This is a genomic window from Nonomuraea sp. SYSU D8015, from assembly GCF_008065375.1.
Lineage (GTDB): Bacteria > Actinomycetota > Actinomycetes > Streptosporangiales > Streptosporangiaceae > Nonomuraea.
Genome location: NZ_VJYI01000024.1, coordinates 41,260 through 59,444 on the forward strand (window position 1 = coordinate 41,260; position 18,185 = coordinate 59,444).

Consider the following 18,185-nt stretch of genomic DNA (forward strand, 5'->3'; position numbering starts at 1 on the left):
CGGTCTCAGGGCCAGTTGACCGCAGGGCGGAGGGGGACGCCGGAGCGGCCGTGCTCGTCCAGTTTGACGCCCAGGACCTGGTGGAGCTGGACCTTGTTGCGTTCGAAGCCCACGATGCAGCCGGCCATGTAGAGCGCCCACACCCGGGCCGTGCCCATGCCGACCTCCTGGACCGCGTCCTCCCAGTTGGCGTCCAGGTTGTCGCACCAGTGCCGCAGGGTCTTCGCGTAGTGCTCCCGGAGGTTCTCCTCGTGGCGGATCTCGAAGCCGAGGTCCTCCATCTGCCGGATCAGCCAGCCCACCGACTCCAGCTCGCCGTCGGGGAAGACGTACTTGTTGATGAAGCCGCCCTTGTTGAAGGTCTTCTCCTTGCCGGTCGGGCGGGTGATGCAGTGGTTCAGGAGCCGGCCGCCGGGCTTCAGCTTGCCGTGGAGGAACTCGAAGTACGACGGGACGTTGGCCTTGCCGATGTGCTCGGTGAGGCCGATGGAGCTGACCGCGTCGAAGCCGGTCTCCCTGACGTCGCGGTAGTCCATGTGGCGGACCTCGGCCAGGTCCTGCAGGCCGGCCTCGACGATGGCCTTCTGGGCCCACTCGGCCTGCTGCTTGCTCAGCGTCACGCCCAGGGCCTTGACGCCATAGTGCTTGGCCGCGTGCATGACCATGCCGCCCCAGCCGCAGCCCACGTCGAGCAGGCGCATGCCGGGCTTGAGGTCGAGCTTGCGGGCGACCAGGTCGAACTTGGTGTACTGGGCCTCTTCGAGCGTGGAGTCCTCGGCGGGGAAGACGGCGCAGGTGTAGGCCATGGACGGCCCGAGCACCCACTCGTAGAAGCGGTTGGAGACGTCGTAGTGGTGGTGGATGGCCTCGGCGTCACGCTGCTTGGCGTGGCGGGAGCCCAGGCGGGCCAGGGTGCTCTGGCGCACCTCCTGCGGCGGCGGCGGCACGCGCATCAGCAGCGGCTTCATGCCCAGCGCGCGGACCGCGGCGAGCTTCTCGGCGGTCGTCAGGTCATTGGTGGTGATGTTCCACATGCGGTCGAGCAGGGTGTACAGGTCCCCGTGCACGTCGAGATGACCGGAGACGAACGCCCTGGCGAGACCCAGCTCCCCCGGGGCCTGGGCCAGATAGGCCACCGCGATCGGGGACTTGACCTCGATGGCGAGGTCGGCCCCGTCCGGCCCCGCCTTGCTTCCGTCATAGGCTGTGAACGCGACATTTGCGTCCGTGCCGACGATCTTCTCAAAGATGCTCGCGAGAGCCATCGACTCACCTTCCCCGTACACATTTGTCGTACAGGTCCAGCAGGCGACCGTTCGGGTCGTATTCCCGCTTGACCGGCCAATAGGCGTCGCCGTTGTACAGCTGCCAGAACCGCTCACGGGCGTAGAAGGACGTCGAGTAGAGCGACTTGTGACCGTCGAGCTCATGCACGGCGTTCTCGATGAGCCGGTTGTAGTAGCCGTCGAACTGCCCCCGTGGCAGTGGCACCATTCCCCAGAAGCCGAAGTTGACGTAGAGCTTGCCGGGCTCCAGCGGGTAGAGCGGCCAGCGGGAGCCGGCCCGCAGCGGGCACATCCACACCGGCGTCATGCCGACCTTGTCGTGGAAGAACTCCAGGAACTCCGCGCCCCTTTCGACCGGCGTCTCGACGTCCTGGATGACCGACTCCTGGACGGGCTGGTTGCGCCAGCGGTCGATGCGGGCGGTCACGCCGAATTTCCGGTCGAGGGCGACCAGGCGGCGGTAGACGTCGGAGCGCATCCAGCGACGCGGCATGAGCGAGCGGACCACGGGCTGCTGCACGCCGAAGGCACGCGAGCACCAGAACCAGTCGGTGTCCCAGCGCCACAGGTAGTCGCGGACGGTCAGCCAGTCGCGCTTGCGCTGCCTGATCGACTGGTAGTAGATGCGCATGCCGGTGTAGTCGGAGGCGTAGGGAGCGCGGTCGGCGAAGCGGCCGACCGTGAGGTACATCTCGCCGGGGCTGAAGTAGACCCCGTCCACGAAGTCGACGTTCTCGCCGTCGTGCACCATGCTGTCGCAGATCTCCTGCATGGCCAGCATGCACTTGGCCGCGTCGGTGAACTTGACGTGCGTGAGGTGCACGTACGGCTGGACCTTGCGGAGCTTGATCCGGATGCGGAGCGCGTAGCCGAGCGTGCCGTAGGAGTTGGGGAAGGCGCGGAAGAGCTCGCGGTGCTCGTTGTCGTCGCGGGCCACGATGACGCGCCCGTCGCCGGTGAGGATCTCGAGCTCCTCGACCGACTCGTGCGGCAGGCCGTCCCTGAAGCTGGTGGACTCGATGCCGAGCCCGGTCACGGCGCCGCCGAGCGTGATGGTCTTGAGCTGCGGCACGACGTAAGGCATGAGGCCGTGCGGAAGCGTGGCGTCGACCAGGTGCTCGTAGGTGGTCATGCCCTGGACCTCGGCCGTCATGGTCTCGGGGTCGACGCTGATGACCTCGTCGAGATCCCTGGCCGAGAGCTTGGCCGTCTTCGCGGAGTCGCGGAACCTGAACAGGTTGGACGTCGACTTGGCCAGCCGCGGGGCGGCGCCACCTGGGATCTCGGCGTACGACTGCCGGATCTGCTCTACTGCCCGTTGGTGAGCCGACATCGTCGTCGTCACGAAAGCACCCCCTAGAGCCGGTAGAGATCGTCCAGAAGACCGTATCTCTCGCGCGCGACCTCGAACAGACCGGGGTCGTTAAAGACACGAAAACTGTTCATCGTGCCAGGTGAAATGCCTAATTGGTAGGTGATTGCGTAAACTTCCTCCGCACAACGGGAGATACACCGTTGAGCACTCCGTCCACCTCTCGGCCCTCCACGGCGGCGGTCAGGTTCTCCAGCGTGGCGGTGAGAAGGCGGCCCGTGGCCTCCGGGGTGACGCCGGCGACGTGCGGGGAGAGCAGGACGTTCGGCAGGTCGCGCAGCGGGTCGCCGGCCGGCAGCGGCTCGACCTCGAACACGTCCAGCGCCGCCCCCGCCAGATGCCCGCTCCGCAAGGCGTCCACGAGCGCCTGCTGGTTCACCACGCCGCCGCGCGCGGCGTTGATGAGCAGGGCGCCGGGCTTCATGCGGGCCGGGTCGATCAGGTCACGGGTCTCGTCCGACAGCGCGATGACGACGACCACGACGTCGCTGGCCGAGAGCAGCGCGGAGAGGTCCTCGAACGCGGGGTCCTCGCGGGGCGTGCGGGTCCAGAACGACACCTGGCAGCCGAGCGCGCGGAACATCTCGACGCAGGTCGCGCCGATCGGGCCGTAGCCGACCACGCCGACGCGGCGGCCGCGCAGCTCGTGCGGCTGCAGGCCTTGCTGGGGCCATTCGCCGGCGCGTACGGCGGCGTCCGCCTCGGCGAGCTTGCGCGAGAGCGAGAGCGTGGCGGCCAGGCACCACTCCGAGACCGCGACAGCGCTGACGCCCGGTGTGTTGGCCAGCGGCACCCCCGCGACGGCCAGGGCGTCGAGGTCGTGGCCGTCCACGCCCACGGACGGCTGCTGCACGAAGGCCAGCAGAGGCGCGGCCTTGACCGCCTCGGCGTCCAGCGCGAGCGTGGCGGTCCAGTCGCCGAGCACGATCTCCGCCTCCGGCAGCGCCGCCAGCAGCGCGTCCCGGTCGCGGGCCGCGGGCACGCGGATGTCCACCCGGTCGCCGAGCGGGGCGAGCAGGCGGCGCACCAGCTCCTCGGGGAGCGGGGGCAGGGCGAGCAGGTTCCAGGGGCTCATGCCCCCACAGTAAAGCTGTTGATCACCTGCCGCATAAGCCCCCTGTTGCGCAGCCACTGGTCCTCGGTGACGGTCCAGGACAGGATGTACGCGGTGTCGCCGATCGCCACCGCCCTGCGTATCTCGCGGTAGCGGGTGCCGGCGGTGGCCCAGCGCGGCCGGCCCTCCGTGCCCGCCGTCCAGGCGAACTCCTGCTGCAGGGCCTTGACGCCCTGGTGCGCGACGGCGCGGCGGCCGCGGTTCACCACGTTCTCCGCGCTCTGCCGCAGCTCGTCCTCCTCGCTCTGCAGGAGCTCGTTCAGGTCGAGGGTGGAGTAGACGGCCGCGACCCCGAGATGGGCGTTTCCGTCCCGGCGCGTCCATTCGGTGTACGCCTCACCGCGCGCCCCCTTCCAGCCGACCGGCCGCATGATCGACCAGCCGTCGCGCGACTGCCAGGCCCGCACGCCCTGCGCCGTCCGCCTCACACTGGGCGTCGGCGTGGAGGTCGTGGTCGGCTCCGTCGTCGGGGGCGGGGTCGCGCTCGGCGTGAGCGGGCTCGTCGCCGCGGCGGGCTGGGCGGTCGCGCGCGGCGTGCCCTCGGCGGGGGAGGCGAACTTGAAGTAGCCGAACGCGCCGGCCGCGATCACCACGACCGCCGCCGCCCCCATCGCCAGCAGCGTCCGCCCCCGGCCTCCGCCCGTCCGCTCGGGCACGTCGCGGTCGGCCGAAGCGGGCTTGGCGGCCGCGATGGCGGCCAGCAACCGATCGGCCTCCTCGGCGTCCACGCGGTCCGCGGGCTCCTTGCGCAGCAGGCCGCGCAGGATGGGATGCAAGATCGGCGGGATGCGCCGGTAGTCGGGCTCCTCGGTGAGCAGCGCGTTGAGCGTGGCCATGGGGTCGCCCCGCTCGAACGGCGAACGCCCCACCATGCAGGCGTAGAGGGTGGCGCCCAGCGACCACAGGTCGGAGGGCGGTCCCGCGTCCTCGCCGCGGACGCGTTCGGGGGCCAGGAAGCCCGGCGAGCCGGTGACCATGCCAGTCCTGGTGAGCGACGGGTCGCCCTCGACGGTGGCGATGCCGAAGTCGGTGAGCACGGCGCGGCCGTCGTCGGTCATGAGGATGTTGCTGGGCTTGACGTCGCGGTGCAGGATGCCGGCGGCGTGGGCGGCCTTCAGCGCCGACAGCACCTGCCTGCCGACGTCCGCCGCCTCCCGCACGGGCAGGGCGCCGCTGCTGAGCACGACCTCCTCGACCGTGGGGAAGCTCAGCAGCTCCATGACGATCCAGGGGCGGCCGCCCTCCTCGACGACGTCGTAGATGCCGACGACGGACGGGTGGTTGAGCTTGGCGGCCGTACGGGCCTCGCGGACGGTGCGCATGAGCTGGCGTTCCTGGTCGCCCGGCGACAACCCCTCGGGAAGCACCACTTCCTTGATGGCGACCTGCCGGTTGAGCAGCGTGTCGCGGCCCTCCCAGACCACGCCCATCCCCCCGCGGCCCAGCTCGCGCACTAACTCGTAGCGCCTGGCGATGAGCCGGTTGCTATCCGAAACCATGTCCGTCCCCTGTAGACCACCACGAACAGTGGGCAAGTTTCCCACACCCGATAGGGCGTGCGAGGGGAAGCTCGCGAAGGCTGCTTGCCAGAGATCACCGAATGTTGTTCTACTGTGCGTATGAGTGAAGTTCGCCGGGGTCCACTGGCCGGGGTACGCGTGCTGGAGCTCGCCGGGCTGGCACCCGGTCCGTTCGCGGGGATGATGCTGGCCGACCACGGGGCCGAAGTGCTGCGCGTCGACCGCGTCAAGGCGGTCTCCGACCGGCCGCGGGCGGACGTCATGGACCGGGGCAAGCACACGATCGGGCTCGACCTGAAGGCGCCCGAGGGCGTGGCGGCGTTCAAGGAGCTGGCCCGGCACGCCGACGTGGTGATCGAGGTGTTCCGGCCGGGCGTGGCCGAGCGGCTCGGCATAGGCCCCGCCGACCTGCACGCGGTGAACGAGCGGCTGATCTACGGCCGGATGACCGGCTGGGGGCAGGACGGGCCGCTGGCGCCCACTGCCGGGCACGACATCGACTACATCGCGATCTCCGGGATCCTGTCGCTGCTGGGCCGCGAGGGCGACAAGCCGACGCCGCCGATCAACATCCTCGGCGACTTCGCCGGCGGCGGGCTCATGCTCGCCTACGGCGTGCTGCTGGCCCTGTTCGAGCGCGAGCGCACCGGGAAGGGCCGGGTGATCGACGCGGCCATGGTGGACGGGGCGGCGATCCTGTTCGCGATGTTCTACCACGGCGTGCAGAGCGGCTTCTGGGGGCCACGCGGCACGAACCTGCTGGACACGGGCGCCCCGCAGTACGACACGTACGAGACCGCCGACGGCGGATACGTGGCGGTGGGATCGCTGGAGCCGCAGTTCTGGGAGGCGATGGTGACCCTGATGGGGCTCACGGACCTGCCGGACAGGAACGACCGGTCCCAGTGGCCCGCGTTGAAGGCCCGCCTGTCCGAGGAGTTCAAGACCAGGACACGGGCCGAGTGGGAGGCTCTCTTCGAGGGCTCGGACGCGTGCGTCTCGCCCGTCCTGTCGATGTCCGAGGCCGCCGCCCACCCGCACAACGTCGCCCGGGGCAGCTTCACCGAGGTCGGCGGCGTCACCCAGCCGATGCCGGCGCCCCGCCTCCTGGGCGTGCCCGCCCAGGACCTCTCCCCCGCCACCCGACTGACCGACCTGTCCGGATGGGGTCTGTCGCAGGAGCAGGCGGACAAGCTGCGCGGCCAAGGAGTGCTCGCATGATCGACTTACTCGACGGTGACTTATACGCCGGTGACCCCACTCCCGTCTACGCCTGGCTGCGCGAGCACGCCCCCGCCTACTGGGACGAGGCCAACGGGCTGTGGGGCGTCTCCCGCCACGCCGACATCTCGGCCATCGAGCGCGACCCCAAGCTGTGGACCAGCACCGTCGGCTACCGGCCGCAGCTGCCGTCCGACCCGTCGATGATCGGCATGGACGACCCCGAGCACGCCGAGCGCCGCCGCCTGGTCTACCGCCGCTTCACCCCGCGCCACGTGCACGAACGCTACGCCGATCGGGCCCGCGAGGTCGTCGTGGAGCTGCTCGACCGCGCGCTGGAGCGCAGCACGGTCGACGCGGTGGCGGAGCTGGCCGCGCCGCTGCCCGCCCGCATGATCGGCTGGCTGCTGGGGTTCCCCGACGAGGACTGGCCGCGGCTCAAGCACTGGTCGGAGACCACCATCGTGGCCGGGGGCGGGCTGCGTTACGTGACGCATGAGGCGGCGGCCGCGGCCGGCGAGTACGCGCAGGCCGTGCTCGAGCTGGTCGCCGAGCGCCGCGAGCGCCCGCGCGACGACCTGCTGTCGCTGTGGTGCGCCAGCCCCGTCTACGACGACGAGCACCTGGCGAGCGAGGCGCTGCTGCTGCTCGACGGCGGCGCCGAGACCACCAGGACGGTCATCGCCACGGCGATCGACGCGCTGATCCGCCACCCCGCGCAGTGGCGGCTGCTGCGCGAGGACCCGGCGCTGATGGAGGGCGCGGTCGAGGAGTTCATCAGGTGGACGACGCCGATACTCAACATGTGCCGGGCGGCCACCCGCGACACGTGGCTGCACGGGCGGCTGATCTCTGAGGGGCAGCAGGTCCTGCTGATGTACGGGTCGGCGAACAGGGATCCCGCCGTGTTCGCCGACCCCGACGTGTTCGACGTGCGGCGGAAGCCGGGTGGCCACATCGCCTTCGGCCTCGGCACCCACTTCTGCCTGGGCGCCGCGCTGGCCCGGCTGGAGTTGCGGATCTTCTTCGAGGAGTGGGTCGCGCGGGTGGGCGAGGCGGCCTGGGCCGACGACGCCGGGCCGCGGATCCAGCCCAACGCCTTCGTCAGGGGCGTGACGTCGTTCCCTGTCGAGCTGCGGCCGCGGTGAAGGCCGAATAGTCCTTCAGGGCGATCGAGTCGTGCAGGCGCACGCCCTTGCTGCCGATCTTGCTGGCGGCCCTGGTGAGGCCGGCGGGCAGGTGGCCGATCAGCCAGGCCATCCGGGCCAGCGCCCACAGGTCGAAGGCGTTGCCCGGGACGATGCGCCGGGCGGCGTTGATCGCGAACGTGCGGCTGCGGCGCACGTAGTCGCCGATCTCCGCCTCGTAGGCCGGGAAGGCGCGCGTGTGGTCGCCTCCGTACGAGGCCAGCTCCCCCGCCAGGATGTACGCCCCCACGACCGCCAGGCTCGTGCTGCCGCCGACGGCGGGCCCCGGGCAGTAGCCCGCGTCGCCGACCAGCGTCACCCGGCCCCGTGACCAGGTGTCCAGGCGCAGCTGGGTGATCGAGTCGAAGTAGAACGCGGGCGCGCGGTCCAGCTCCGCCAGCAGCCTCGGCACCTCCCAGCCGACTCCCGCGAAGTGCTCGCGGAGCAGCTCCTTCTGGCGGGCGACGTCCCGGTAGTGGTAGTCGAGCGGCTCCGGCGTCCGGAACAGGAACAACGCGCGCGCGTCGTCGAGGCGGGCGGCGCCGTACAGGCCGGCCATCCTGCCGACGCCCGTGATGCCCTCCATGCGGCCGTCGAAGCCCAGGTAGTTGGGCACCGAGGCGACGGCCAGGTAGGCGCCGATCCAGGTGGCGAACTGCGACTCGGGGCCGAAGACGAGGCGGCGCACGTTGGAGTGCAGGCCGTCGGCGCCGATCACCAGGTCGTAGCGCTCCTCCCTGCCGCTGTCGAACGTCACCTCGCCTGTGCCGGAGATCGACGCGATCGAGTCGCCGAAGACGTACTCGACGTCGTCGCGGGTGGCGTCGTAGAAGATCTCGCTCAGGTCGTCGCGCATGATCTCGACGTGCCGGTCGGAGACGGCCGCGATGACGCGGCGGATCTCCAGCTCGACGGGCTTGTCGTGGCCCTCGCGGTACATCGTCAGGCGTTCGGTACCGGTCTTCCTGGCCAGCACCCGCTCAAGGACGCCCATCTGCTCGACGATGTCCATCGCCGGCCTGAACAGGTCGATCGCGTGGCCGCCCGTCTTGCGGAGCGCCGGGGCCCGCTCCACGACGGTGACGTCGAAGCCGTACCGGTTGAGCCAGTACGCGAGAGCCGGTCCCGCGACGCTCGCGCCTGAGATGAGGATTCTCATGCCGATCCCCTTACTTAACGGAAGGTAAGTCGATACCAGCATACGTTCTTACTTAACGATAGGTAAGGGGTATTCTTCGCATATGCCCAGTGACACCAAAGCGCGCATCCAGGCCGTGGCCCGCGAGCTGTTCGTCCAGCAGGGCGTGCAGAACACGAGCCTGCGCCAGATCTCCGAACGGCTGGGCATCACCAAACCGGCGCTGTACTACCACTTCGCCTCGCGCGAGGACCTGGTGCGCAGCATCGTCCAGCCGATGGTCGAGGACGTCGAGCGGTTCCTGTCCACGCGAGAGCCCGGCGATGCCCGCGAGCTGCTGGAGGACTACTTCGAGCTGATCTGGCGGCACCGCGAGGTGCTCGTCATGCTCGTGCGCGAGATGTCCGTGCTGGGCTACACGGACCTGGGCGAGCGCATGTTCGACTGGCGGCGCCGGCTGATCGCCCTGCTGTTCGGCGCCGAACTCACGCACGCCCAGCGAATCAGGGCGACGGTGGCGCTGGGCGGGATGTCCGACTGCACGGTGGAATACGCCCACCTGCCGATGCAGGAGGTCAAGGCGACGGCCGTCGAGGCGGCGGCCGCCGCGCTAGGACCGTCTCAGACGGCGAGATAGAGGTCCACGCCCCCCGGGTGGTGCACCTCGAGATCCGTCGTGAACACGCGGGACGGAGTGCCGCCCGCCTCGGTGTGCTTCCACACCTGCTGCCACGCCTCGATCAGCGCCTGCGGCATCGGGCCGCGGACCTCCAGCTTCAGCGTCTGCCCGGCCGGCACGCGCACGGCCACCATGCCCTCGGGCAACCGCGGCACCGTGCGCACGCCGATGCCGACGATCTGCGTGTAGGCCCCGTTGTGGTCGCTCTCGTAGTCGGTCAGCACGGCGTAGAGGTTCTCGTCGACGCGGCCGGGCACGTGCGCGAAGGCCCCCGGCGCCCCCGCCCGCTGCCACAACGCGGGCAACTTGGCGCGTTCCGGATCCATCTCGTCGGCGTTGGTGGTGCGTACGACGAAGCCGACCACGGTCAGCTCGGGTCGCTCGGTGACGTCCACAGGCCCTCCCTCCCCCAAAAGTGTCCCGGCCGATCATAAGGCCCCGGGAAAGGGGGAAACCCCTTGTTGACGTTGTCACCACATAAGATGGATGAACGTGAAGTTTCTTAATGACCTCGAGCCGCACCACGACCTGACCTACAGCGACGTCTTCATGGTCCCGTCGCGTTCCTCCGTCGGGTCCCGGCTCGCAGTCGACCTGTCGACCAACGACGGCACCGGCACCACCATCCCCATCGTCGTGGCCAACATGACCGCGGTCGCCGGCCGGCGCATGGCCGAGACCGTGGCCCGGCGGGGCGGCATCGCCGTGATCCCCCAGGACATACCGCTGGACGTCGTGGCCGACGTCGTCGACTGGGTCAAGAAACGCGACCTCGTCCACGACACGCCGCTGACGCTGACCCCCCACGACACCGTCGGCGAGGCCATGCACCTGCTGCCCAAGCGGGCGCACGGCGCGATCATCGTGGTCGACTGGGAAAACCGTCCCGTCGGCGTCGTCACCGAGGCCGACTGCCAGGGCGTGGACATGTTCACGCAGCTCTCCCAGGTCATGTCGAGCGAGCTGCTGACGCTGCCCACCGGGCTCGACCCGCGGAGCGCGTTCGACCGGCTGCACGAGGGCCGTCACCGGCTGGCGCCCATCGTGGACGGGAGCGGCCGCCTGGTCGGCATCCTCACCCGCACGGGCGCGCTGCGCGCCACCCTCTACCAGCCCGCGGTCGACGCCCAGGGCCGGCTGCGCGTCGCGGCGGCCGTCGGCGTCAACGGCGACGTGGCCGCCAAGGCCAAGGAGCTGCTGGAGGCCGGGATCGACTGCCTGGTCGTCGACACCGCGCACGGCCACCAGGACAAGATGCTCTCGGCCCTGCAGGCCGTCAAGGCCCTCGATCCCGGCGTGCCCGTCGCGGCGGGCAACGTGGTCACGGCCGCCGGTGTGCGCGACCTGGTCGACGCCGGGGCCGACATCCTCAAGGTCGGGGTGGGGCCGGGCGCGATGTGCACCACGCGGATGATGACCGGTGTGGGGCGGCCGCAGTTCTCGGCCGTGCTGGAGTGCTCCGCCGAGGCCCGCAGGCTCGGGCGGCACGTGTGGGCGGACGGCGGCGTGCGCCATCCGCGCGACGTGGCGCTGGCGCTGGCCGCCGGGGCCTCCAATGTCATGATCGGGTCCTGGTTCGCGGGCACGTACGAGTCGCCCGGCGACACCCACACCGACGCGGACGGGCGCAAGTACAAAGAGAACTACGGCATGGCCTCCGCACGCGCCGTGCGGCTCAGGACGGCCGAGGACTCGGCGTTCGAACGGGCCAGGAAGGCGCTGTTCGAGGAGGGCATCTCGACGTCCAGGATGTACCTGGATCCGAAGCGGCCCAGTGTGGAGGACCAGATCGACGCGATCGTGGCCGGGCTGCGGTCGGCGTGCACGTACGCGGGGGCGTCGAATCTGGAGGAGTTCCACGCGCAGGCCGTCGTGGGCGTCCAGGGCTCGTCGGGGTACGCCGAAGGCATGCCGCTGCACCAGAGCTGGTGATCCGGGTCAGGTGCGCCGCCAGCCGCCGGCCGCGTTGATCCCGCCGTCCACGTGCACCGTCGTGCCCGTGACGAACGCGGCCAGGTCGCTGGCCAGGAACACGGCCGCGGCCGCGGCGTCCTCGGGGGCTCCGAGGTGGCCGAGCGGCGGGACGCGTACCGGCTCGTAGGGCAGCGGGCGGGCCAGCATGCGCTCGCGCACGCCCGCCTCGCCCTCGGTCGGGATCGCGTCGGGGGCGATCGCGTTCACCCTGATGCCCATCGGCGCCAGCTCCAGGGCCAGCGACTTCGTCAGGCTCTCCAGCGCGGCCTTCATCGCCGCGTACACCGCGAACCCCGGCGCCGCCTGGTGCGCCTCGCTCGAGGTGACGTTGATGATCGAGGACCCGGGCGGCATCATCGGCAGCACCCGCCGGATCATGCCGGTGACCTGCGTGAAGTTCTCCGCGACAAGGGTCTGCTCGCCGCGCGGCGAGGTGTCGGCGAACGCGGCGTGGAAGGTGCCGCCCGCGTTGTTGACGAGCACGTCGACGCGGCCCCAGCGCTCGCGTACGGCCTCGGCGAACACCTCCACCGCCACCGGGTCGCGCACGTCGAGCGTCATCGCGAGCTCCGCGTCCGGCTTGTCGCGGTCGCAGACGGCGACGTGGGCGCCGAACGCGGCGAACGTCTCGGCGATCGCCAGCCCGATGCCGCGGGCCGCCCCGGTGACGACGGCCACGCGGCCGGTGAGCAGGATCGCGTCGGGAGACAGGGCGGCCATGAACGATGACGATATCCCGACCGCATAGAGTCGTCGGGTCCGTATCTCTACGCCGACAATCGCAATTGGAGCACTTTCGTGGCACTCGAAAAGCCCGAGATCGACTTCCCCGAGGGCAACCCGCCCGCCGACCTGGAGATCGTCGACCTGGTCGAGGGCGACGGCCCCGAGGCCAAGCCCGGCCACAACGTCCGCGTCCACTACGTGGGCGTGTCCTTCTCGACCGGGGAGGAGTTCGACGCGTCGTGGAACCGCGGCCAGCCCTTCGAGTTCCCGCTCGGCGGCGGACGCGTCATCGCAGGCTGGGACCAGGGCGTCGCCGGCATGAAGGTCGGCGGCCGGCGCAAGCTCGTCATCCCGCCGCACCTCGGTTACGGCAGCCGTGGCGCGGGCCGTGCGATCAAGCCGAACGAGACGCTCATCTTCGTCGTCGACCTGCTCGCCGTGAGCTGACGAACATCCGCGTCCGTCAGCTGACGATCATCGCTCTTTCGCCGGCTGGCGGACTCCACCCTGCCCGTCTCCCTGCCCGACTCCCCACCCCTGTCTCCGCCATCGCGGCCCGTCTCGGTCCGAGCCGCCCGCTCGGCGTCCCGCATCCGGCATGAGGGCATGCGGGTCTCGCCGTCGCGCCCCCGCAGCCGCCCTTCGGCACGACGCGGCGCATCCCGGCACCGCGCCCCCTCTCCGCACGAGCTGTGGGGCACCGAGAGGGCCGGGGATCTGAGGGCGGCGTCAGTCGAGCGCCTCGAACGCGGACGCCGCCCGGCGACGGGGCGGGCGGGACCGTGTGGCCGAGTGGGTGGGATCCGGGGCCGGTCAGGCTCGTCGGACACCGCTGATATGGGTAGGGAATGTCGGCCGCGTGAGGCACGATAGGCGTGTGCTTCTGATCGACGTGGTCCGAGTTTCCGAGGCGGTGACGCGCACGTCCGCCAGGCTAGGCAAGATCGCCCACTTGGCAGAGCTGCTGGGCCGGGTCGGCCCCGACGAAGCGGAGATCGCGATCTCCTACCTGTCGGGCGAGCTGCCCCAGCGTCAGGTGGGCGTGGGCTGGCGCACGCTGGAGGATCTCCCGCAGCCCAAGCTGGCCGCCACCGCCACGCTGACTGCGGTCGACGCGCTGCTGACCAGGATCAAGTCCGTGTCGGGGCCGGGCTCGCAGGCGGCGCGCAAGGCCCTGGTGGCCGAGCTGTTCGCCGGCCTGACGAGCCAGGAGCAGCAGTTCATGCGGCGGCTGCTCTTCGGCGAGCTGCGGCAGGGCGCACTCGACGGCGTCATGATCGAGGCGGTGGCCAAGGCGTCCGGCGCGCCGTCGGCGGACGTGCGGCGTGCCCTGACGCTGCGGGGCTGGCTGCCCGCCGTCGGCGCGGCCGCGCTGCGCGGCGGTGTGGCGGCGTTGCGGGAGTTCAAGCTGGAGGTGGGCCGGGCGGTCTCGCCCATGCTGGCCGGCAGCGCGCCCAACGTCGCCGCCGCGCTGGAGAAGGCCGGCACGCCGGCGGCGCTGGAGTGGAAGCTCGACGGCGTACGCGTGCAGGCCCACCGCTCCGGCTCGGAGGTGAAGGTCTTCACCCGTACGCTCGACGACATCACGCCGCAGGTCCCCGAACTGGTCGAGGCCGTGCTGGAGATGCCGTCCGAAGACCTCGTGCTGGACGGCGAGGTGATCGCGCTGCGTCCCGACGGACGCCCGCACCCGTTCCAGGTCACGGCGAGCCGCGCCACCAGCAAGACCAACGTCGCCCAGTTGCGTGAGCAGACGCCGCTGAGCGTGTTCTTCTTCGACGCGCTGCGGGTCGACGGCGCCGACCTGCTCGACCTGCCCTATTCGGAGCGCCAGAAGGCGCTGGCCCGCACGGTCCCGCAGACGTTGCTGACGCCGCGGCTGGTCACCGACGACGTGGCGGAGGCGGAGAGGTTCTTCGCCGACGTGGTGAAGGCCGGGCACGAGGGCCTGGTGGTGAAGGCCCTGTCGTCCCCGTACGCGGCCGGTCGCCGGGGCGCCGGCTGGATCAAGGTCAAGCCCCGTCACACCCTCGACCTGGTGGTCCTGGCCGCCGAGTGGGGCCACGGCCGTCGCGAGGGCAAGCTGTCCAACCTCCACCTGGGCGCCCGCGACCCGGAGGGCGGCTTCGTGATGCTCGGCAAGACCTTCAAGGGCCTGACGGACGAGCTGCTGGCCTGGCAGACCGAGCGCTTCCTGGAGCTGGCCGAGGGGCCGACGGACACGTGGACCGTCAATCTCCGGCCCGAGCTGGTCGTGGAGATCGCCTTCGACGGGGTCCAGCGCTCGCCCCGCTATCCCGGCGGCATGGCGCTCCGGTTCGCCCGGGTGCTGCGCTACCGCCTGGACAAGCGCGTCGAGGAGGCCGACACGGTCGACACGGTCCGCTCCCTCATGTTCTGAGGCTCTCAGGGTTCGACGCCGCCGGCTGTCGCGGGGCCCGGCACCGGTCTCGCGATCAAGCGGCATGCCCGCGTTTTCCCGGAACGTGGAAGATCCATGGCGTCGGTTTGGCACTATGGGCAATCTTGCGCACTAAGTGAGATATATCACTTTATGTCGGTTTAATGTCCCTTTGTGCCCTATTTACCCCATATGTTCTACCTCATCGCGCGGACCCCCACCGCGTCGGCGGATCGGCCACCGTACGCCTCCATCCCCCGTCGGCCTGGCCTTTCCCTGCCCCTGTCCCCTACCTAGGAACGTGGTCTCCGTTGGGCCAGCACTCCCAGAAGCCGTCCCCCTCCGGCACGCGGCGCTGGACCGCCATCGCAGCGGGCGTCGCCGTCATCGCCACCGCCTCGTCCGCCGCTTGGGCGGCCTTCGCCGACGACTCCCCCACGCCCTCCACGGCCCAGGGCCCGACCGGTCCGACCGGCAAGCCCACCGACCCGGCCCGCGAGCCGGCGACGCCGAACGAAGCCGCCCGCCAGCCCGCCCCGAAGACTCCCTCCCCCGCCCCCACGCCGTTGTCGGCCTCCCGCCCGAACCCCACCAAGCCCGCGGCGGAGCCGGCCACGTCCCGCCGGCCGGTCAAGGCCGAGACCAAGGCCGCGAAGCCCAGGGCCCGCGTGCTCGCGTCCGGCTCGTGCGGCGCGTCCTTCTACGACGAACCCCAGATGACGGCCAGCGGCGAGCGTTTCAACCCCTCCGCCATGACGGCCGCCCACAAGACCCTCCCCCTGGGCAGCAAGGTCCGCGTGACCAACCCGAACACCGGCGAATCGGTCACGGTCCGCATCAACGACCGCGGCCCGTACATCGGCGGCCGCTGCCTCGACCTCTCCGCGGCCGCCTTCGCCGCCATCGGCAACAAAGGCGCGGGCGTCATGAGGGTCAGGTACGAGGTTCTCGCCCGGTAGAGCGCCGAGCGTGGGCCCGCCCTGGCTCACCGGCAGGCGTATGGAACGACTGTTTGCGCTAGCCTGCCGGGCATGCGATCACTGCGTGATTTCACCTCTGGGGTCGGCTTCTTCGCCCAGGGGTTCGGCTGGGTGGCCAGGAACGGGCGGTGGTGGGCGTTCGGGCTCATCCCGGCGCTGATCGCGTTCGCCGTTTACGTGGCGGCGTTGATCTTCCTGGGCACCAACGCCGCCGAGCTGGCCACGTTCCTCACGCCGTTCGCGGATTCGTGGGGCTGGCGGGAGCTGTTCCGCACGCTCGTGGGGATCGCCCTTTTCCTCGGAGGGCTGACGCTGGCGGTGATCACGTTCGCGGCCGTCACGCTGGTCATCGGGGAGCCGTTCTACGAGCGGTTGTCGGCGGCGGTGGACGTGCTTGAGCACGAGGTCGAGCAGCCGTGGTGGCGTACGCTGCCGCGCTCGATCAGGGACAGCCTGGTGACGCTGTGCTATGTGCTGATGTTCACGATTCCGCTGTTCGTCCTGGGCTTCGTGCCCGTCGTGGGGCAGACCGTGGTGCCGGTGCTGGGGGCGGCGGTGTCCGGGTTCTTCCTCACCGTGGAGCTCACGACGCTGGCCCTGGAGCGGCGCGGGATGGCCCGCAAGCAGCGGTTCGCGCTGCTGCGCGCCAACAAGGCCAGCGCGCTGGGGTTCGGGGTGGCGGTGTTCCTGCTCTTCCTGGTGCCACTGGCGGCGGTGATCGCGATGCCGGCCGCCGTCGCGGGCGCCGCCCTCCTCGTACGCAACCGCCTGTCCCCCACTCACCCCGGCCCACCCAACCCGCCCCACCCCACCCCGTGACCATGTGCCCCTCCCGGGACCGCATGCACTCCCCCCGGACTGCAGGAACCCACCCGGGACCGCATGCACTCGCCCCAGACTCCACGAACCCACCCAGGTCCACATGCACTCCCCCGGACTGCAGGAACCCACCCGGGACCGCATGGAGCTCCTGGCCCCGCCTCGTGACCGCGATGAACCCGCCCACGACCGCCTCCGCAATCCCGCCCCAGAACGCACTGCGCCCCTGAGGCGGGGAGTGGAAAGGTCGTCGGGTGCCGCAGGCCGCACCCAGGCCCTGGCCGCCGCCGCCGTCGCCGTCGTCGTCGTCGTCGTCGTCCACAAGCTCGGCCCAAAGACGCGCCCTTATCCCCAGAACCGCTTTCGGCCCCGCGCTGCCACCCCCACGTCCGGCACCCTTGCGGCCCATGACGACCAACGCCTCCTCCGCCGCCGCCGCGCCCTTCCCCTCCTCCTCCTCGTCCACCCCGGGCTTCCTCACCCTGACGAGCCCCGCCGACATCCTGGCCGCCATCCCCTACCTCGTCGGGTTCCACCCGAGCAGCAGCCTCGTCGTGATCGGTCTCGACGCCGGTCAGGCCAAGCTGGTCGTCAGATGGGGCCTGCCGCTCCCGCCGGGGAGCCTCGCCCCGCTGGCGCCCCTGTTCGACCGGGAAGGCGTCACACAGGTCGTCATCATCGGCTACGGCGCGGGAGAGGTGGTCACACCGGCGGTCGACGAGGCGAGGCTTCTGGCGGACAAGGCAGGGGTCCGCGTAGGGGAGGCACTGCGTGCCCATGAGGGCCGCTACTGGTCCTACGTCTGCGACGCCCCGATGTGCTGTCCGGCGGAGGGCACCCCGTACGACCCCTCCACCAGCCAGATCGCAGCAGAGGCGACGGTGCGCGGCCTGGTCGCCCTCCCTGACCGCGAGGCGCTGGAGCGCACGGTGGCCCCGGTCACCGGTCCCGTCCGGATGGCGATGCGCCGCGCCACGGCCGAAGCGATCGCCGAGCTCAGGGCAGGCCTCACGGCCACCGCGGACCTGGACGCCTTCGCCCAGCGCTACGTCGCCGAGGGCTTGGCGCGAGTCCGCTCAGCACTGACCGCCCACGCCCAGGGCGGCCGCCTCGACGACGCCGACGCCGCGAGACTCGGCCTGGACCTCACGATCATCAGGGTCCGCGACGAGGCGTGGACCCTGATGCGGGAATCCCACGCCCCGCTCTGGAGAGACCTGACCCGGAGGCTGGAGCCCCGCTTCGCCCCGCCCGCCGCGACCTTGCTGGCCATGGCCGCCTGGCGTGGGGGCAACAGCGTGCAGGCCACGATCGCCCTCGAACGCGCCCTGGCTCTCGATCCGGGCTACTCGATGGCGAATCTCCTGATGCACGCCGTGCAGAACCTCCTGTCCCCCGCCATCATGCGGGGCCGCCTGCCCACCCCCGCCGAACTGGACGCCGCCATGGGCCCTGCCCACGCGGGCTGGCTCCTCCCCCTGGTCAACCTCCTGGACGAGGCAGACTCACCTGCCTACCCGGTTGAGCCGTGATTCCGCGCGAAAGCGTCGCACGGACCGACCACGTGAACGGGCACTCATCGGACCCGGCGCGCCCGCGAGACGCAAAGAACGAGAGGGGAAGGAGCCAACGGAAAACGAGCAAACGGGCCCACCGCCACACCACCCCGGCGGGGCGGGGATGAGGCGGGCGCCGTCAATGCCGACCGGCAACTCTGCTCTCGCGGCGCGACGCAACCCAACGCGTACGCAGCGAACCGGCCGCGTAC

At 70.9% G+C, this 18,185-nt stretch carries 16 protein-coding genes; 9 read left to right on the forward strand and 7 right to left on the reverse strand.

Features of this window, described 5'->3' with window-relative positions; translation table 11 throughout:
* Window positions 1-5: 5 nt before the first annotated feature.
* The 4 genes from ID574_RS48075 to ID574_RS48090 all read right to left on the reverse strand — a co-directional run bounded on the left by ID574_RS48075 (window position 6) and on the right by ID574_RS48090 (window position 5,271).
* Complete coding sequence (locus ID574_RS48075) at window positions 6-1,265, reverse strand: SAM-dependent methyltransferase (protein WP_188195779.1); 1,260 nt, start codon at window positions 1,263-1,265, stop codon at window positions 6-8.
* A gap of 4 nt (window positions 1,266-1,269) precedes the next feature.
* A complete protein-coding gene (locus tag ID574_RS48080) occupies window positions 1,270-2,619 on the reverse strand; it encodes an FAD-binding oxidoreductase (RefSeq protein WP_188195898.1) in 1,350 nt (449 codons plus the stop codon).
* A 130-nt stretch (window positions 2,620-2,749) separates the two neighbouring features.
* Window positions 2,750-3,733: an NAD(P)-dependent oxidoreductase gene (locus ID574_RS48085; RefSeq protein ID WP_188195780.1), complete on the reverse strand. Its 984-nt coding sequence runs from the start codon at window positions 3,731-3,733 to the stop codon at window positions 2,750-2,752.
* Window positions 3,730-5,271 (reverse strand): serine/threonine-protein kinase, encoded by a 1,542-nt coding sequence (locus ID574_RS48090; RefSeq protein WP_188195781.1) that lies wholly within the window; start codon window positions 5,269-5,271, stop codon window positions 3,730-3,732. The genes ID574_RS48085 and ID574_RS48090 overlap by 4 nt, the downstream gene beginning before the upstream one ends.
* Window positions 5,272-5,391: 120 nt before the next feature.
* Between ID574_RS48090 and ID574_RS48095 the strand changes: the two genes are divergently transcribed.
* Window positions 5,392-6,513: a CaiB/BaiF CoA transferase family protein gene (locus tag ID574_RS48095; RefSeq protein ID WP_188195782.1), complete on the forward strand. Its 1,122-nt coding sequence runs from the start codon at window positions 5,392-5,394 to the stop codon at window positions 6,511-6,513.
* Window positions 6,510-7,661, forward strand: a complete 1,152-nt coding sequence (locus ID574_RS48100) for a cytochrome P450 (RefSeq protein ID WP_188195783.1) — start codon at window positions 6,510-6,512, stop codon at window positions 7,659-7,661. The genes ID574_RS48095 and ID574_RS48100 overlap by 4 nt, the downstream gene beginning before the upstream one ends.
* Here the strand turns inward: ID574_RS48100 and ID574_RS48105 are convergent.
* Window positions 7,618-8,859 carry an FAD-dependent monooxygenase gene (locus tag ID574_RS48105; RefSeq protein WP_188195784.1) on the reverse strand — a complete coding sequence of 414 codons (1,242 nt, stop codon included), beginning with the start codon at window positions 8,857-8,859 and terminating at the stop codon, window positions 7,618-7,620. The genes ID574_RS48100 and ID574_RS48105 overlap by 44 nt on opposite strands.
* 82 nt (window positions 8,860-8,941) lie before the next feature.
* On the opposite strand from ID574_RS48105, the gene ID574_RS48110 reads away from it, so the two are divergent.
* Window positions 8,942-9,475: a TetR/AcrR family transcriptional regulator gene (locus ID574_RS48110; RefSeq protein WP_188195785.1), complete on the forward strand. Its 534-nt coding sequence runs from the start codon at window positions 8,942-8,944 to the stop codon at window positions 9,473-9,475.
* On the opposite strand, the gene ID574_RS48115 is transcribed toward ID574_RS48110, so the two are convergent.
* Window positions 9,460-9,912: a GyrI-like domain-containing protein gene (locus ID574_RS48115; RefSeq protein WP_188195786.1), complete on the reverse strand. Its 453-nt coding sequence runs from the start codon at window positions 9,910-9,912 to the stop codon at window positions 9,460-9,462. The two genes, ID574_RS48110 and ID574_RS48115, sit on opposite strands and share 16 nt — an antisense overlap.
* A 97-nt stretch (window positions 9,913-10,009) precedes the next feature.
* Here ID574_RS48115 and ID574_RS48120 point away from each other — a divergent pair, with 97 nt between their 5' ends.
* On the forward strand, window positions 10,010-11,449 hold the full coding sequence (locus tag ID574_RS48120; RefSeq protein WP_188195787.1) for a GuaB1 family IMP dehydrogenase-related protein: 1,440 nt from the start codon (window positions 10,010-10,012) through the stop codon (window positions 11,447-11,449).
* A gap of 6 nt (window positions 11,450-11,455) precedes the next feature.
* On the opposite strand, the gene ID574_RS48125 is transcribed toward ID574_RS48120, so the two are convergent.
* Entirely contained in the window at window positions 11,456-12,211 is a 756-nt protein-coding gene (locus tag ID574_RS48125) for an SDR family NAD(P)-dependent oxidoreductase (protein ID WP_188195788.1), read from the reverse strand.
* 78 nt (window positions 12,212-12,289) lie between these two features.
* Between ID574_RS48125 and ID574_RS48130 the strand changes: the two genes are divergently transcribed.
* The 5 genes from ID574_RS48130 (at window position 12,290) to ID574_RS48150 (ending at window position 17,949) form a co-directional block, all read left to right on the forward strand.
* A complete protein-coding gene (locus ID574_RS48130; RefSeq protein WP_188195789.1) occupies window positions 12,290-12,664 on the forward strand; it encodes an FKBP-type peptidyl-prolyl cis-trans isomerase in 375 nt (124 codons plus the stop codon).
* Between the two features lie 430 nt (window positions 12,665-13,094).
* Window positions 13,095-14,618, forward strand: a complete 1,524-nt coding sequence (locus ID574_RS48135) for an ATP-dependent DNA ligase (protein WP_188195790.1) — start codon at window positions 13,095-13,097, stop codon at window positions 14,616-14,618.
* Window positions 14,619-14,929: 311 nt separating this feature from the next.
* Window positions 14,930-15,577, forward strand: coding sequence for a septal ring lytic transglycosylase RlpA family protein (locus tag ID574_RS48140; RefSeq protein ID WP_188195791.1), 648 nt, complete (start codon window positions 14,930-14,932; stop codon window positions 15,575-15,577).
* 72 nt (window positions 15,578-15,649) lie between these two features.
* The gene (locus ID574_RS48145; protein ID WP_188195792.1) at window positions 15,650-16,417 is read left to right on the forward strand and encodes an EI24 domain-containing protein; all 768 of its coding nucleotides are present in this window, start codon (window positions 15,650-15,652) and stop codon (window positions 16,415-16,417) included.
* A gap of 407 nt (window positions 16,418-16,824) precedes the next feature.
* Window positions 16,825-17,949 carry a DUF4192 domain-containing protein gene (locus ID574_RS48150; RefSeq protein WP_188195793.1) on the forward strand — a complete coding sequence of 375 codons (1,125 nt, stop codon included), beginning with the start codon at window positions 16,825-16,827 and terminating at the stop codon, window positions 17,947-17,949.
* Window positions 17,950-18,185 lie beyond the last annotated feature (236 nt).